General features: G+C 51.5%; 25 protein-coding genes, 2 tRNA genes and 1 pseudogene. 4 read left to right on the top strand and 24 right to left on the bottom strand.

Annotated elements, in window-relative coordinates; all coding sequences use genetic code 11:
- Positions 1 to 38: 38 nt before the first annotated feature.
- The 24 genes and pseudogenes from KB892_RS08920 to KB892_RS08805 all read right to left on the bottom strand — a co-directional run bounded on the left by KB892_RS08920 (position 39) and on the right by KB892_RS08805 (position 10,311).
- On the bottom strand, positions 39 to 467 hold the full coding sequence (locus tag KB892_RS08920; RefSeq protein WP_046659660.1) for a hypothetical protein: 429 nt from the start codon (positions 465 to 467) through the stop codon (positions 39 to 41).
- A gap of 138 nt (positions 468 to 605) precedes the next feature.
- The gene (locus KB892_RS08915; protein ID WP_202070616.1) at positions 606 to 863 is read right to left on the bottom strand and encodes an Rz1-like lysis system protein LysC; all 258 of its coding nucleotides are present in this window, start codon (positions 861 to 863) and stop codon (positions 606 to 608) included.
- A complete protein-coding gene (locus KB892_RS08910) occupies positions 748 to 1,137 on the bottom strand; it encodes a DUF2570 domain-containing protein (RefSeq protein ID WP_163622905.1) in 390 nt (129 codons plus the stop codon). The genes KB892_RS08915 and KB892_RS08910 overlap by 116 nt, the downstream gene beginning before the upstream one ends.
- Positions 1,134 to 1,658, bottom strand: a complete 525-nt coding sequence (locus KB892_RS08905) for a lysozyme (protein WP_163622904.1) — start codon at positions 1,656 to 1,658, stop codon at positions 1,134 to 1,136. Before KB892_RS08905 ends, KB892_RS08910 begins: the two co-directional genes overlap by 4 nt.
- Positions 1,642 to 1,962, bottom strand: a complete 321-nt coding sequence (locus tag KB892_RS08900; RefSeq protein WP_048964767.1) for a hypothetical protein — start codon at positions 1,960 to 1,962, stop codon at positions 1,642 to 1,644. The genes KB892_RS08905 and KB892_RS08900 overlap by 17 nt, the downstream gene beginning before the upstream one ends.
- 286 nt (positions 1,963 to 2,248) lie before the next feature.
- Positions 2,249 to 2,325: transfer RNA gene (locus KB892_RS08895), tRNA-Arg, on the bottom strand.
- Between the two features lie 5 nt (positions 2,326 to 2,330).
- A tRNA-Asn gene (locus KB892_RS08890) sits at positions 2,331 to 2,405 on the bottom strand.
- Positions 2,406 to 2,560: 155 nt separating this feature from the next.
- Positions 2,561 to 3,370, bottom strand: coding sequence for an antitermination protein Q (locus KB892_RS08885; protein ID WP_094819154.1), 810 nt, complete (start codon positions 3,368 to 3,370; stop codon positions 2,561 to 2,563).
- Entirely contained in the window at positions 3,367 to 3,507 is a 141-nt protein-coding gene (locus KB892_RS08880; protein ID WP_094819155.1) for a YlcG family protein, read from the bottom strand. Before KB892_RS08880 ends, KB892_RS08885 begins: the two co-directional genes overlap by 4 nt.
- Complete coding sequence (gene rusA, locus KB892_RS08875) at positions 3,504 to 3,866, bottom strand: crossover junction endodeoxyribonuclease RusA (protein WP_094819156.1); 363 nt, start codon at positions 3,864 to 3,866, stop codon at positions 3,504 to 3,506. Before rusA ends, KB892_RS08880 begins: the two co-directional genes overlap by 4 nt.
- A complete protein-coding gene (locus tag KB892_RS08870) occupies positions 3,863 to 4,153 on the bottom strand; it encodes a DUF1364 domain-containing protein (protein ID WP_004141687.1) in 291 nt (96 codons plus the stop codon). The genes rusA and KB892_RS08870 overlap by 4 nt, the downstream gene beginning before the upstream one ends.
- Positions 4,146 to 4,316 carry a NinE family protein gene (locus KB892_RS08865; protein ID WP_004884194.1) on the bottom strand — a complete coding sequence of 57 codons (171 nt, stop codon included), beginning with the start codon at positions 4,314 to 4,316 and terminating at the stop codon, positions 4,146 to 4,148. The genes KB892_RS08870 and KB892_RS08865 overlap by 8 nt, the downstream gene beginning before the upstream one ends.
- On the bottom strand, positions 4,316 to 4,771 hold the full coding sequence (locus KB892_RS08860; protein ID WP_004151288.1) for a YbcN family protein: 456 nt from the start codon (positions 4,769 to 4,771) through the stop codon (positions 4,316 to 4,318). Before KB892_RS08860 ends, KB892_RS08865 begins: the two co-directional genes overlap by 1 nt.
- A gap of 252 nt (positions 4,772 to 5,023) precedes the next feature.
- Entirely contained in the window at positions 5,024 to 5,272 is a 249-nt protein-coding gene (locus KB892_RS31500; protein ID WP_004151290.1) for a DUF7301 family protein, read from the bottom strand.
- Entirely contained in the window at positions 5,272 to 6,087 is an 816-nt protein-coding gene (locus tag KB892_RS08855; RefSeq protein WP_370881529.1) for a dATP/dGTP pyrophosphohydrolase domain-containing protein, read from the bottom strand. Before KB892_RS08855 ends, KB892_RS31500 begins: the two co-directional genes overlap by 1 nt.
- Positions 6,088 to 6,347: 260 nt before the next feature.
- Positions 6,348 to 6,560, bottom strand: a complete 213-nt coding sequence (locus KB892_RS08845) for a hypothetical protein (protein ID WP_023283338.1) — start codon at positions 6,558 to 6,560, stop codon at positions 6,348 to 6,350.
- Positions 6,560 to 6,991, bottom strand: coding sequence for a hypothetical protein (locus KB892_RS08840; protein ID WP_176445014.1), 432 nt, complete (start codon positions 6,989 to 6,991; stop codon positions 6,560 to 6,562). The genes KB892_RS08845 and KB892_RS08840 overlap by 1 nt, the downstream gene beginning before the upstream one ends.
- The gene (locus KB892_RS08835) at positions 6,984 to 7,115 is read right to left on the bottom strand and encodes a hypothetical protein (protein WP_014342897.1); all 132 of its coding nucleotides are present in this window, start codon (positions 7,113 to 7,115) and stop codon (positions 6,984 to 6,986) included. Before KB892_RS08835 ends, KB892_RS08840 begins: the two co-directional genes overlap by 8 nt.
- A 113-nt stretch (positions 7,116 to 7,228) precedes the next feature.
- Complete coding sequence (locus KB892_RS08830) at positions 7,229 to 7,735, bottom strand: hypothetical protein (protein WP_004151294.1); 507 nt, start codon at positions 7,733 to 7,735, stop codon at positions 7,229 to 7,231.
- Positions 7,732 to 8,025 (bottom strand): protein ren, encoded by a 294-nt coding sequence (locus KB892_RS08825; RefSeq protein WP_004151295.1) that lies wholly within the window; start codon positions 8,023 to 8,025, stop codon positions 7,732 to 7,734. The genes KB892_RS08830 and KB892_RS08825 overlap by 4 nt, the downstream gene beginning before the upstream one ends.
- On the bottom strand, positions 8,022 to 8,873 hold the full coding sequence (locus tag KB892_RS08820) for an ATP-binding protein (RefSeq protein ID WP_224948381.1): 852 nt from the start codon (positions 8,871 to 8,873) through the stop codon (positions 8,022 to 8,024). Before KB892_RS08820 ends, KB892_RS08825 begins: the two co-directional genes overlap by 4 nt.
- A 2-nt stretch (positions 8,874 to 8,875) precedes the next feature.
- Positions 8,876 to 9,730, bottom strand: a complete 855-nt coding sequence (locus KB892_RS08815) for a replication protein (RefSeq protein WP_101307363.1) — start codon at positions 9,728 to 9,730, stop codon at positions 8,876 to 8,878.
- Between the two features lie 34 nt (positions 9,731 to 9,764).
- Positions 9,765 to 10,050, bottom strand: a pseudogene (locus KB892_RS08810) (CII family transcriptional regulator).
- A gap of 39 nt (positions 10,051 to 10,089) precedes the next feature.
- Positions 10,090 to 10,311, bottom strand: coding sequence for a helix-turn-helix domain-containing protein (locus KB892_RS08805; RefSeq protein WP_040182097.1), 222 nt, complete (start codon positions 10,309 to 10,311; stop codon positions 10,090 to 10,092).
- 102 nt (positions 10,312 to 10,413) lie between these two features.
- Here KB892_RS08805 and KB892_RS08800 point away from each other — a divergent pair, with 102 nt between their 5' ends.
- From KB892_RS08800 to KB892_RS08785, 4 genes are all read left to right on the top strand, one after another.
- Positions 10,414 to 11,109, top strand: a complete 696-nt coding sequence (locus KB892_RS08800) for an XRE family transcriptional regulator (RefSeq protein ID WP_029363661.1) — start codon at positions 10,414 to 10,416, stop codon at positions 11,107 to 11,109.
- Positions 11,110 to 11,128: 19 nt separating this feature from the next.
- Complete coding sequence (locus tag KB892_RS08795) at positions 11,129 to 11,563, top strand: hypothetical protein (protein ID WP_129111273.1); 435 nt, start codon at positions 11,129 to 11,131, stop codon at positions 11,561 to 11,563.
- Between the two features lie 344 nt (positions 11,564 to 11,907).
- On the top strand, positions 11,908 to 12,033 hold the full coding sequence (locus tag KB892_RS08790; RefSeq protein WP_009652632.1) for a hypothetical protein: 126 nt from the start codon (positions 11,908 to 11,910) through the stop codon (positions 12,031 to 12,033).
- Positions 12,026 to 12,232, top strand: a complete 207-nt coding sequence (locus KB892_RS08785) for a phage encoded cell division inhibitor protein (protein WP_008807814.1) — start codon at positions 12,026 to 12,028, stop codon at positions 12,230 to 12,232. The genes KB892_RS08790 and KB892_RS08785 overlap by 8 nt, the downstream gene beginning before the upstream one ends.
- Positions 12,233 to 12,310: the final 78 nt, after the last annotated feature.

Genomic DNA, 12,310 nt, shown 5'->3' with positions numbered 1-12,310 from the left:
ATTATCGAGCCACCTCTTGAAGTGGCTCTGTAATGCCATCAAGCTAAAACGCCGACCGTCTGTTTTTCTACTTTGTCTCTGGCCAGAGAAATGCAGAACCGCACAAACAGGGACGAAAGCGCATAACACACTGCGGTAAATACCCAGCCGCCGTAGGCAAGCAGAGCGATGGTCGCCATCATGCAGAACCAGCCCCACCATCGAGCAATGACGTTCTTACGCCGGACAATCTTCCTCAACGACTCCAGCACAGACTGACGTGATTTCTCATCAGTTATATGCTCTGCACCATGTGCGAGAAATATTGTGATAATGCCAACCACCCCACCAAGAAATACCACCACCCAAAACGCAGCAGCAGCCACGTTAAGGACGTTGCTTTGCCCTGTGACCGACCCAAAAGCCAGCGCCGCAAGCAACGCGTAATAGAGGCCCTTATCAATCATGTCGATTAAAAACTTTTTCATGCTGTTTTCCTTTTAGATGTGAGCCTGTCGTACAGGAACGCCGCCCGAGAGAGGTCGCCACCTTTAACGGCGTTCCTCAGGCTCACGACTGAAAGTCTCTCTTCGAAATGCGCATGCGAAGCGCAATAAAAAGCCCCGCTATTGCGAGGCTCGTTTTTTCTCTGCCTGCCTGATATCCGCTTTATCCCGGTTGCACTGCCCCAGCGCTGATAGCAAGCTGACGTTTAAATCCAGGCTCTGGCCCCACGTCAGGTTGTCAGGGATTTCCGGTTGCGGGGTATCAGCCGTCAGGCTGGCTGGTAACGGGACCACCGGCACTTTGACGTAGACCGTTCGCGTATTGTTGCAGCCGCTTAACTGCGCCAGCAGGCACAGGGCGATTAGTGCAATCATCATTCGCAACAGCAACCCGGATATCAGCCGAGGCTCCCGATGCGTCCAGTGCGATCTGCTCTTTTGCATGCTGATTGGCCTCGACGATAGTGTTGAAGATGGTCATGGTGGTCAGAACGTTGGAGGTGATGGTCTGGGCTGCGTTTGCCTGTTGCTCTGCATTATCGGCTCGGGTTTTCTGCTCAGAAGCAGCGTTGTGGTAATGCATTACCAGCCACCCAAGGCAAACCATCAGGCAGATCACAATGGCGCTTATAATGGCGGTTAACCGGCTCATTTCACACCGTCCAGGCAGAGCTGTTTCTCTGCGGCGCGACGAGTAACAAGGCCGGGAAGAACTTTCCCACCACCATACACCCAGCGAGGAAACTGGTTGCATGCCTGCGTAACCTGACCTTTCAGCAGCAACGAAAACAATGTCGATTTCTGCATACTGGCGCAGCCTGCATTAAAGGTGATCGACGTGACCGCTGAAAATGTGTTGTCGCTTAGCCGTCGGCCATTGCCATAGGTATTTACGCAACGCTCGGCCTCAAGGATGTTTCTTTCCCAGTCAGCGGCGATCTGCTTGTCAGTTTTGCGCACACCGGGCTTAACTCCGTGCGTGTTCCCGATGCCATCGGTGAGCACGGCTGCCGGACAGACATATGGATCACGCCGACAACCTTCAGCATTACCAATCAGCTCAAGCCCCCGTTCGTTGGTACGCACGTGACCGGCATTCAGAACTATTGCGATAATCGCTGCCACAGAACAAACCGCGCCGGTGGCACCAGCTTTTTTAGTCAGTTGCGCCATCGTTATTTATCCTGTTCATTGATTCGGTGATCACTTCAGCAGACGATGGGCGTTCACGAACCGGTTTCTGCTGCACGCCATGGAGATAATCAGCCAGCAACTGCGTTCGCTTACTGTCTTCGTTACGCTCTTTCCGTGCATCCATTCTCCCCAGCACAAACGATGCGAGAGAAATCACCACGCCAATAAAACCAAAGAGGATATAAACCATGTCCTGTGTAGTGATCCCCAGCATTGAGGCAACGGCAGCCAGCCACGCAAAGAAATGGGTAACGATATTCTCGTTTTGGTTGTTCATTTTCATGGCCTCTGACCTCCGTTGATGACGGATGGCGCTGTGCGTAAAGGGGAAAAGAGGCCCAGACCCTGCGGGCTGATTTATCAACAAAGCACGTCGGGGATGATTCCCGAGGGTCTGGGCATGCTCAATAAAAAAACCCGCTCAAGGCGGGAAGAAATACCAAGGGTAAAAGCGACGGCGCGGTAGCCGTAATGGTCCCAAGGTAGAGGGATATGGTGGCCTGTTGCGTTGCGGCAACAACGCCCCGATGGATTGGATTATGAGCCCGTCATCAGGTCAGGCCATTATCTGGCGCACCATTCAGGACTCGAACCTGAAACCGATAGCTTAGAAGGCTATTGCTCTCTCCGGTTGAGCTAATGGCGCTAATTTGGCGGGACAGGAAGGATTCGAACCTTCGACCATTCGGTTAACAGCCGAACGCACAACCGCTGTGCTTCTGACCCTGAAATGAAAAAGCCCAAGGCGTTAACCTCGGGCTTGAATTTTTTGCTTCGGAACGACTGAACGGATTCCCAGCGTTAGGGATGAATCTAACCAGTTTTTCCGGAGATTGCAATAGCTATTTTCCACAAAATTATATTTTCATAGAAAATATTCATTATTTCGTCACCCGAGAGAGAATGACATCAGCGTAGGACTCCTGTTTGTGACACTCGGACACCAGTTCCTCGAAGAACGGTTGTAATTGCTCATATGCTACCGTTTTCTTAATGTCAGCCACGGCCCTTACCCCTTCCAGCACCGTCGAAAATTTCATGCGCGCATAACCTCTTCCGCTGCAGCGATCGCATACCTTCATTACCGGTAGCCCAAGGCGCTCGCTGGTCTCTTTATCCAGTACCTTTCCTTTCCCATTGCAGCGACACGAATTGCTGATAACACCCTTTCCGTTACAGGCTGAGCATTTAACTTTGACCACTTCGCGCACTTCGCTCCAGCTCTCCCAGTGGCTTGGGCGAACTGCTCGGGACATCTTTGCCCAAAAAGGTGGCTTGCCCCACGGATATGAGCATTTATTGGTGAATACCTGGGCCTCTGTGAAGCCAGTCCCATCGCAGCAAGTGCATTTTCTAACGCTGGCAGCACTTCGCGTGTAATCCTGGTATGCAAAAGCACACAGAACTTCGAGAACTCTTTTGCGAACGTCCTGGCTGAGTTCTGAAACGATATTAAAGCGGATTGATAATCGCTCTGCTGATTCATAAAGTAGCTCCATTGCTCGGTCAGGTGCGCTCACCCCAATCTTTGCAAGATAGAGGTCGAAGCCGAATCCGCACTTGGCATTTACCAGACCAAGAGCGGCCATGATGTCAGTGCCGGTTAGACCATCAGATGCAGTAGCCCGTGGCGAGTCGCTCAGCATTGGTGATTTAGGCGCGAAATATTTGGCGATAGATTCGAGGTTCATGCTGTCTCTCCCAGGGTCTGATAGATACGGACGAAATTGCGTAATATTTTGTAGTCGACCAGCACGGTGCCGCGGCTACGCAGGAGGCGGAGCTTTTGCCAGCGGTCGCGGATGCGTTCGATAACGTCACGGCTCATGCGGACTCCATTTCGGTAATGGTTAGCTCAAGCCGCCCACCTTTGACTACAGGCATTCTCTTCACGCTGTAATAATCAACCTGCTGGTCATCGAGCCAGAAACCTGATTTCGTCAGAGCATCGAATGCAGCCTTTTGCAGGTTGTCCAGGTCACGGCGCCGGCGATCCGGCATGTGGCACTCAATACGGATTTTCAGTGGTGTGGACAGGCCGATATCAAGCCTCGAGTCTTTGATGATTCTGGCGACGCTGTCACGGTATGCCTGCCCTTCCGCGCTGATGTGTGTGCGCCCGCGATTGTGTCGGTAGTAGCGGTTGTTGCTTGGCGGCCAGGGTAATGAAATGCGATATTGGTTCATGCTTTTATCAACCCCTCTTTCATCCAGATAACCTGCGTTCGGGCCATTCCCTCCAGTGCGCACTCTTTCGCATACTCCGCATCTACCAGGCGAGTGCGACGGTCTATTTCATCGTGACAGGATGAACAGGCGATAGCGGCGATCAGATCAGGCGGCTTAATCCCGGTCCCGCACAATCCAGCAATGCGGATATGGGCCAATACCGTGGTTTCAGGGTTGCCGTTACAGACGCCCGGGATGCGAACCTGACATTCGCGACCGCGAGCTGCTTTGCGTAAATCAGCCATGGCTTTTCCTCCGGGCAGCGCGGCGCAGCCAGCGGACATCTGCCAGGTGAGCCGTATAGTGAAAGGTGGGGATGTCGGAAGGCTTAACTTCGACCTTGCGCTTGCGGCGCGCCGGCACGCGGAAAATACCGCGCTCCATTACTTTGGCGAGAAGGCTGCTCATCAGGCCTCCTGCTTTTGCTGCAGTTGCTGATATTCGCAACCGTGTGGAATGGTGAGAGCCAGACCAAACTGAGCGCACCAGGCCTCTACTTTGGTCAGGAAGATGTGCATTTCGCCGGTATCAAGATCGGAGGTATGCCGGGGTTCCCAGGTTGTGGTTTTCTCACCGGTGATGAAGTCGGTGTATGTCACCTCTTCGCAGCCGAGATAGGTCTTTTTTAGGTTCCGCTTAACCCACTCGGGAGTTGCGTCGGTACGTCCTGAGTTAATCAGGTATTCGCTGATTTCCGCGTACCACATGTGACTGAGTGCGTTCTGGCTCAGGCTGCGTTTTTCACGCCACTCTTTGACCTGCAGGCGAAGACATTTCCCGTCAGAGAGCTGCTCCTGAAGAATCTTGCCTATAGCGCTGAAGTTGCCGTTGTGCAGCTTGATGCCGCATTGAGGGATGTTCACGCTTCACCTCCGCAGAGGCTAAACGCTGAATGCAGAAAATCGCCGGAGGCTTTCGCCATCGGTGACAGGGATTGCTGTAAGGTTTTGTGCGCCATGTGTCCCCACTTGGCGCCGGGGTAAAGTTGTCAGTTGTCCAGACTGACTAAGTAATTATCGCCCTTCCCGGGGATAAAAGCAAAATGAGCATATACGATAAAACCCCTCAGGAGAGGGGTTTGATTTCAACTGGAGGCTTTGCGTTCTGCGGGGGATTTAGGCATCGCCAACTTCCTCAAGAATCTTTGAAGCATCGATTTTACTAAGGCGATTAACCATGGCTTCCATCTCCCTGCGCATGATTTTTTGAAGCACCCTATCTCTTCTGAAATGGCAAGGTTGTGGCCTGTGCTTACGCTTTTCACGAAACGGAAGAGATGATGATTGCCAGTATCGCTTTCTGAGCGCCCCAGACTGCACCATGTCAGACCTGACGATTTCGCCTACCGTACTAGCCCTCGGCATCACCTCACCTCCTGCGGCCCAGCCGGCAGCGGCATCCAGTGGGTTATATTCTTGGCAATGAATTGGTTTGCCTGCCAAGCACCAAATATGAATGCGTAGGTAGTTACGTAACGATTATCCCAGCAAAGATATGCCCCATCATTTTCCGGCATCCGCTCGCTTACCGAAATCCATTTACCCGGTACGGTGGCAGGGTCACTGCCGGGAGACTGCGGGGCGGCTGCTAATGTGGAGTCAATGATATGCTGACGCATCCAGTTAGCTCCACGCGCAAACACGTCTACAGGGTCTCCATAGTAATATCCTATTTCATATGCCTGCCCTGATGTCATCTCATCAGGAATTACCAGCACTACCGGCGCTGGCTGCTCTTTGATGTGCAGGCGCGGCTCTCCGTCTTTCGGCTCCGGCCATTTACGCTGTTTATTGACTGCCAGCTTTTCAATCATTGCCTGCGTAATCTGCTCATCAGTGATGCCTGCACGACGCTGCGCATCCCACAGCAGAAACTGCATATCAGCCCACTCCGACAGGTCGCCAGGCTCGGCAGCGGCTTCCAGTGCTTCTTTGCTGAGGTGCTTCAGCGGACCAATCGGGCCAACATTACCGAATGTTGATTGTGACCACTCGGCATGATCGTTGCGTATCTGCTCGCGGTCAGGCGCTGGCTGTGCGTGGCGATACACTGGAATATATCCGGGGCCTGCATCTTCGCTACCAGCCTCACCGTCAACGACGCCGCGAGCTAAATATGCGTCATTGAGCCACGCGATGGGCTCACGCTCTACTACCGGCGCTGGCTGCGCTGGCGGCATATCTGGACCTTTGCGAATAGCTTTTGCCAGTTCGATAGGGTCATCGTACAGCCAGTCTCCGGTCTCAGGGTGATTGGCTTCTGCCAGTTGGGCTGCCCATTCCAGGCCGTCTTTTTGTCCCTGCAGGTAGTCGAGAGGCAAACACCCTGACTCGCTGTCCATTGCGGCCAGCGCAATGCGGGCCAACTCTTTGCTTTCGCCATGCTTCAGGAATCCATCTTCAGCGATTTCCTGCAGGCGCTCTCTGGTTAATTTGCTGGTCATTGGTTGGCTCCCCGTGAAATTTTGTGGCCTGGCGCATAGCAGCGCTGGCGGTCTTTGCTGATGCGCCAGCCGGCTTTGCGCGCCTGCTGTGAAATGTCTGTCATATTCCGGCCAATAAAATCAGCCTGCCCCTGCGGGTAGATTTTCCCTGACTGACAACCATCACAGTCGCAGTAGAGGTCCGCGCAGAATCCTTCAGTTATTCCCATCACTCAGCCTCCACCTTGATGCCAGCGTCGGCCAGAGCCTTCTCCATATCCTCTGCGTCGTAGTAAGGGAACGGGCAAAGAAGGAATAATTTAGGGTGCCCCAGATTTCGATGCGGCAGCTTCACGGTGCGGGACTCCAGCTCGGCGATGCGCTGGCGGAAATCAGCCACCATTCGACGTACTTGCTCGATCGGCTCAACATCACCGCCGTCTGGTGGGTCCATGTACTCAACGCCGGGAGGCAGGAGCCTGCAAAGCTCTTCGTCTACCTGCTGCGCCTTCTCCAGCGCCTGTACCAACTCAGCGCCAGCCGCTTTCCAGGCGAAATACAGTTGGTCTTTGATATAGGGACCTGTTTTGTCGGGATGAAATGACGACTTAAACCAAGCCTCGAATTTCTCTCTCTGCGCCAGTTCGGTGATATCAGTCATGCTGCACCTCCTGTTTGTTTTTATCTGCATAACGGATGTCGGCGCTGCGGTAGTCCATGCTGATATCCCACTCATAGCAGCCACAGGAAGCTCTAAGAACCTCATCGTCTCCTGTCGGGTTCATGTCGTACAACGCCTCAGCTATGACGTGAAGACGCTTTTCTGCTGGTATTTTTGCCAGCTCTGAGCGAATGTTTGAGATGTGCTCAGCTATCGGTCGCCTGAAGTCATTCCTGCTCATTTGTCGGCCCCCTCGCGCAGTTGCTTGGCGAAGTCGTCAGCAGCAAGTGCAATCCCTTTTGCTAAAGCGTCAAAAAACTGGTCATCACCAGGAATTCGAAGTTTTGCCGCAAACTCCTCCACCCCGTCAGCCTTAATCCCGGCTACGATGCGATCGGTGGCGGGGGTGGCAGGCGCATGCATAATTGCGACAAGCATTGCATCATGCATGCAATCCGCATCAGAGCATCCAAGCGCCTCTGCTGTTTTAAACTCCCGGTACATGTTTTTGAATGCATCCGTTTTGCACCATGCGTTGATGTCCTTCAGCGCCACATTCTCCGCAGCCAGTTGAGCATTTTGGTCTGCCAGCATATTCCCGGTTTTTATGGCGGCATCCAGTGAAGCGCTGCAAATGCGAAACTCTTTAGCCAGCTTCAGGAACTTCTGCTCTCTGATCGACAGCTCGCCTGCGCTCTCCATGGAGGCGATGAGCTTGTTTACTGCCTGTAGTGTGATAGTCATGCTGATGTTCTCCCGTAAACAGCCAGTACCCGCTTCATCGCCGGGCTTTGCCGACACTCGTTGAAAATCTGATTGGTGCTCTTCCTGCCTGCAATCTCTTCTTCGGTGGCCAACCGGTAGTAAACCGTACGCCACACGCGAGCTTCCGCTACCAGCACCCCCTGCTTTGCCAGGATATTTGCAGCCTGGTTGATGCAGGTATGCGTCATTCCGGACGCTGCGGCGACATCTGGAGAACTGCAGGTTTTATGCGTTTTCAGGTAGTTCAGAATTGCGTCTTTTCCTGTCATGACCGGTTCTCCCGATAGCTGTCCCAGGTAAACGAAATCGTGCAGCCTCCGCCGTCGTTCATGCGGTCGATGACGCGCTCGCCGATAAACTGCGTCAGCTCATCCTTCGGCAGGTTGCTGATCAGGATCGTCGGCTTCAGGCGCTCGTAGCGGGTGTTGATGATTTCAAACATGATCATCTTCTCGGCTTCGCTGCCAAACTGCACACCAACCTCATCGACAATGAGAAGGTCTGGCTTCGTGAAGTAGCGGATCACCTCATCCTCAGTGCGCGTGGCTGTTTTTGACCAGGTCGATTTAAACTCCCGGGCAATCTTGAGCGCCGTCGTGAAAATGACTGAGCTTTGGTGGTTCTCAATCACATGGCGGGCAATGGCCAGCGCAAGGTGGTTTTTACCGGTACCAGGCTTGCCACACATAACCAACCCACCGCCCTGCTGGAGGCGATCAGTCCATTTCGATGCGTAGGCCTGGCAGACCCGTAATGCTCGCTCAGAATCCTTCCCAACAGGCTTGTAGCTGTCCAGAGTGCACGTGGAGAATCGCTCTGGTATGTCCAGCTGGCGAAGCAGCCTTTCTGCAGTTTGCTGGCGAACTCGCTTATCCCAGCGAACCTTTTCATCCCTCAGAAAATTCAGTTCGTCTTCCAGGCAGCCAGGGCAGCGTGTCGGCGGTGATGGCAGATTGATGATGCTGCTGGTCAGGATCCGCTTTCGCTGCTCATACTCGCCATGCTTTTCGCAACAGACGCGCTCGATAACCACTTCGCAATTCGGTATGTCTTCCGGTGGTTTACTCAGCTGATCAAGCATCCGCTCAATGGCAGTGATTTTTTCTTCCAGTTCCATGATCAGTCCCTCGCCCATGATGGGATTTCAGTCTGCCCGTAGTCCTTCCCTGCGAAATTTTCGGCAACTCGCACCTGTTGAGTTGGTTGAGGCTTGGCACCATTTGGCTCAAACAGGCCTTGCCAGCCATTGGCGATGCTGCGGTTGATAATTTCTTCGGGCGCGTAACCGTTCAGTCTGCAGCGGTCCAGCAGGTTGATAGCCTGGGTGACCGTCTGCTGAGACTTGATCGGCTTTTTCAGGTCGCGACGATATGCCACCCATGACGACCAGATTTCTGCAGAAAGCCAGTCAGGCAACTGAATAGCTGACGCATCGAACGAAACCGCCCGGGGGGATTTAGGGGGGTTATTAATATTGTCTTTATTGTCTTTTGTATGTTTGTCTTTTGTGTTTACCTGATTCGGGTAATAGGCGTTACCTGATTCGGGTAAACTTTTCTTACCTGATTCGGGTAATGTTACCTTTTTCAGGTAAGGTTTCTTTTCTGTACCTTTTACGGGTAAAGATGACCATTCGCTGACCGTTTTATTAATCCCGATAACACGACCGGTTTGAGTTAATATCCCCCGCTTAACCAGGATGCTTTTTGCAGCTGAGCACTTATGCGGGAGAATACCGGTCAGCTCCGAGAGCTGCTCGTTACTAACCCAGTCAGCCTTCTTGTTGAAGCCGTATGTTTTGCGCATGACAGCCATGAACACCAAAAGCTGATGCTGCGACAGACCCGCATGCATGACAGCTTCAAGGAGCTCATTGGCGATGCGCGTAAACCCATCGTCGAGATCTGCCACGCGCAGCTCCTGTAGTGCCACGACAGGCACAGGGAAATTGATTACTTCGGCAGTATTTGCCATAATTACTCCTGTGAATTGATCCAGTTAATTCGCATCAGGCCTCAAAGTGTTTCGAGCACTTTGGGGCCATCTCTTTTCTGAGAATACTCGCCACCTCCTTTGCCAGACGGGCCATGTCATCATCGACAACGCCCCCACTCAAGAACGGCCAGTAACATCGCCATTTTCGGCACCCATGATGATTTCCAGCGCGTAACCTGCGACTCATTGACGCCTACAGCCATGGCCACTTTTTTCCCTCCCATGAGAGAGATGCGATTCAGCAGCCATGTTTCGATGCGACGTGCGTTGTCCTTATTGCGTTTAATTGCGTTCTCCATTTGTGATACTTCCTCTGGTGTTGATTGAAAGGCCGCCGGTTAGGCGGCATTGGTTTTATTCCCTTGCTCTCCAAAAAGAAGCCAGCGTGGCTCGCACTGAAGGGCAGTCGCCAGCTCAATGAGCTTGCGTGGGCGTTTTGTTAATCCGGATTCAACTTGCTGAATAGTCTGCTGTTTGGTTCCAGAAAGCTCAGCAAGACCGGCCTGGGTCAAATTAAGTTCACTGCGGCGTTTTTTAACGCGGTCAGAAAGAGTTTCCATGATGCCTCCTTTACAAGGTTATTTGTATTTTATTGTCAAACAAACTTGTTTGTCAAATACCTTGTTTCTTGTAAGCATGAGGGATCGGTTTATGAGGTGGATATGAATATTGCGGACAGAGTAAAACTTAGGCGTGCGGAGCTATCATTGACGCAAGCGGAGCTGGCTTCACTAGCTAAAACCTCTCAGCAGGCCATACAGCAACTCGAAGACGGAAGGACTAAGCGCCCAAGATACTTGCCGGAGCTGGCAGCAGCTTTAAAGTGCTCAGTTAGCTGGCTCTTAACTGGTGAGCATGAAATGACCAGTGAAATTCCTCCCGAAAAAGAATGGTCCCAAGTCGATTCATGGGACAAAAATACCCCACTAAGTGAGGGCGAAGTAGAAGTGCCTTTTTTGAAAGATATCGAATTTGCCTGTGGGGATGGCCGCATTCAAAGCGATGATCACAATGGCTTTAAGTTGAGGTTCTCCAAAGCAACTTTACGAAGAGTTGGCGCTAACAGCGATGGTTCAGGAGTTATCTGCTTCCCAGCCACTGGAGACAGTATGGAGCCTGTTATTCCAGATGGAACAACGGTTGCAGTAGACACCAATAACAAACGGATCATTGATGGAAAACTATATGCTATCGCGCAACCAGGTGCCGGAGATGAAAAGCTAAAGCGGATAAAGCAGTTATACCGTAAGCCAGGTGGAATTCTTGTGATACGCAGCTTCAACCGAGAGGACGAAGAGGCAATGGAGCAGGATGTTGAAATCATAGGAAGGGTTTTCTGGTATTCAGTTTTACTTTAACCTTTAAGGTATTGTAATCATGAGTTTTTTCTCTTTTTTGCTTGGGGCATTCTTAGCAGTTACGTGTTGCCTGTTCGTTTTTATTTGGCATAAAAAACAGTCCACAAAAAAGAATTTAAAACAGTATCAACCAGTTAGCATAGACTCTTCGGTTAAAAATGCGAAAACGCTACTTAATGCGGCTGATCACAGTTATGCAGTTGATAACAATGCCCTTGCGGCTGTATGGAAATCAAGGGGCTGCAAAGAGCATGCAGAACGAGAGGGGAGGATCTATACAATTAAGGGATCATGGGCGATAAAGAAAAAATTGATAAAGCCCGGGGTTGATGGATTTCTTAATGACATACCGCTTCCAAGGGATTGCGGGTGCTATATGACTTACATTTATAACCTTCGCAGCCTTCCCCCTTCTATGCTTACTCCTTCCGCAATAAAATCCCTGCAAAAATAACCACTATCACTACTGCAAAGCCCGATGCCGGGCTTTTTTTTCGCCTGTAACACAACATTCCTTCCTGAAGTACGCCAAAAAAACAAATATAAAAACAACAAAAACAACCGCTTGATTGTTAAATACAACAAAATACAATTTTATGTGTTTACAAGATTGATTGTATTTTGTATATTCAATTCATCCAAACAACACCGGCAACGCCGGGGTGAAGTCAAAACGTCCCGTTAGCCGCGATAAGGCAAAGGTGAAGAGATGATCCGCGAAGAAGACAAGCCTGCATGGCGTAATTTTTGGTTAAAGGTCGTTCCGTTTTTGGTTGCTGTTCTCGCAGTTAGCTATCCGTGCTGGGGTGGAAAATGAGCAAACAAGGCATTCGTTCACTGATTTACTGCCTGCTGATCTGCGGCGTTATCTGGACAGCGTTGATTATCAAAATTCTGCATGTTACGGGGGTGTTCAATGGTTAGTCATCATTACGGGACACAGACCGTTAACCGCGGCGCCGTTCTCCCAGGAATGCTGGTTAAGCATCGGGAAAGCACCTGGACAGCATCAGCAAATAAACGCGGCCGCCTCTACCTGCATCGCGGGATTGAGCGGACTTACACAACCGACTTGCTGGTTGAAGTTTATCTGAACGGGTTGGGACAAGGCCTCAGCCGGTAATCGAAACGAAGAATTTAACTGAGCTATCAGGCAGCCATTACGGTGCCGGGCGTTTCACAACCAAATTTCAGGGGAAAC

The organism is Klebsiella sp. P1927, assembly GCF_018204675.1.
In the GTDB taxonomy this organism is placed as follows: domain Bacteria; phylum Pseudomonadota; class Gammaproteobacteria; order Enterobacterales; family Enterobacteriaceae; genus Klebsiella; species Klebsiella pneumoniae.
This window is presented reverse-complemented; position numbering and strand designations above follow the sequence as displayed.

Bases quoted from the DNA above. Each gene is read 5' to 3' on its own strand.
- KB892_RS08805 (WP_040182097.1), bottom strand. From the start codon at position 10,311: ATGGAAACTCTTTCTGACCGCGTTAAAAAACGCCGCAGTGAACTTAAT.
- KB892_RS08840 (WP_176445014.1), bottom strand. From the start codon at position 6,991: ATGACTGATATCACCGAACTGGCGCAGAGAGAGAAATTCGAGGCTTGG.
- KB892_RS08920 (WP_046659660.1), bottom strand. From the start codon at position 467: ATGAAAAAGTTTTTAATCGACATGATTGATAAGGGCCTCTATTACGCG.
- KB892_RS08830 (WP_004151294.1), bottom strand. From the start codon at position 7,735: ATGACTATCACACTACAGGCAGTAAACAAGCTCATCGCCTCCATGGAG.
- KB892_RS08905 (WP_163622904.1), bottom strand. From the start codon at position 1,658: ATGGCGCAACTGACTAAAAAAGCTGGTGCCACCGGCGCGGTTTGTTCT.
- KB892_RS08915 (WP_202070616.1), bottom strand. From the start codon at position 863: ATGATGATTGCACTAATCGCCCTGTGCCTGCTGGCGCAGTTAAGCGGC.
- KB892_RS08795 (WP_129111273.1), top strand. From the start codon at position 11,129: ATGAGTTTTTTCTCTTTTTTGCTTGGGGCATTCTTAGCAGTTACGTGT.
- KB892_RS08820 (WP_224948381.1), bottom strand. From the start codon at position 8,873: ATGGAACTGGAAGAAAAAATCACTGCCATTGAGCGGATGCTTGATCAG.
- KB892_RS08835 (WP_014342897.1), bottom strand. From the start codon at position 7,115: ATGAACCCGACAGGAGACGATGAGGTTCTTAGAGCTTCCTGTGGCTGC.
- rusA (WP_094819156.1), bottom strand. From the start codon at position 3,866: ATGAACCAATATCGCATTTCATTACCCTGGCCGCCAAGCAACAACCGC.
- KB892_RS31500 (WP_004151290.1), bottom strand. From the start codon at position 5,272: ATGCCGAGGGCTAGTACGGTAGGCGAAATCGTCAGGTCTGACATGGTG.
- KB892_RS08885 (WP_094819154.1), bottom strand. From the start codon at position 3,370: ATGAACCTCGAATCTATCGCCAAATATTTCGCGCCTAAATCACCAATG.
- KB892_RS08825 (WP_004151295.1), bottom strand. From the start codon at position 8,025: ATGACAGGAAAAGACGCAATTCTGAACTACCTGAAAACGCATAAAACC.
- KB892_RS08910 (WP_163622905.1), bottom strand. From the start codon at position 1,137: ATGAGCCGGTTAACCGCCATTATAAGCGCCATTGTGATCTGCCTGATG.
- KB892_RS08815 (WP_101307363.1), bottom strand. From the start codon at position 9,730: ATGGCAAATACTGCCGAAGTAATCAATTTCCCTGTGCCTGTCGTGGCA.
- KB892_RS08880 (WP_094819155.1), bottom strand. From the start codon at position 3,507: ATGAGCCGTGACGTTATCGAACGCATCCGCGACCGCTGGCAAAAGCTC.
- KB892_RS08800 (WP_029363661.1), top strand. From the start codon at position 10,414: ATGAATATTGCGGACAGAGTAAAACTTAGGCGTGCGGAGCTATCATTG.
- KB892_RS08900 (WP_048964767.1), bottom strand. From the start codon at position 1,962: ATGAAAATGAACAACCAAAACGAGAATATCGTTACCCATTTCTTTGCG.
- KB892_RS08870 (WP_004141687.1), bottom strand. From the start codon at position 4,153: ATGGCTGATTTACGCAAAGCAGCTCGCGGTCGCGAATGTCAGGTTCGC.
- KB892_RS08845 (WP_023283338.1), bottom strand. From the start codon at position 6,560: ATGGGAATAACTGAAGGATTCTGCGCGGACCTCTACTGCGACTGTGAT.
- KB892_RS08785 (WP_008807814.1), top strand. From the start codon at position 12,026: ATGGTTAGTCATCATTACGGGACACAGACCGTTAACCGCGGCGCCGTT.
- KB892_RS08855 (WP_370881529.1), bottom strand. From the start codon at position 6,087: ATGCCGCCAGCGCAGCCAGCGCCGGTAGTAGAGCGTGAGCCCATCGCG.
- KB892_RS08865 (WP_004884194.1), bottom strand. From the start codon at position 4,316: ATGAGCAGCCTTCTCGCCAAAGTAATGGAGCGCGGTATTTTCCGCGTG.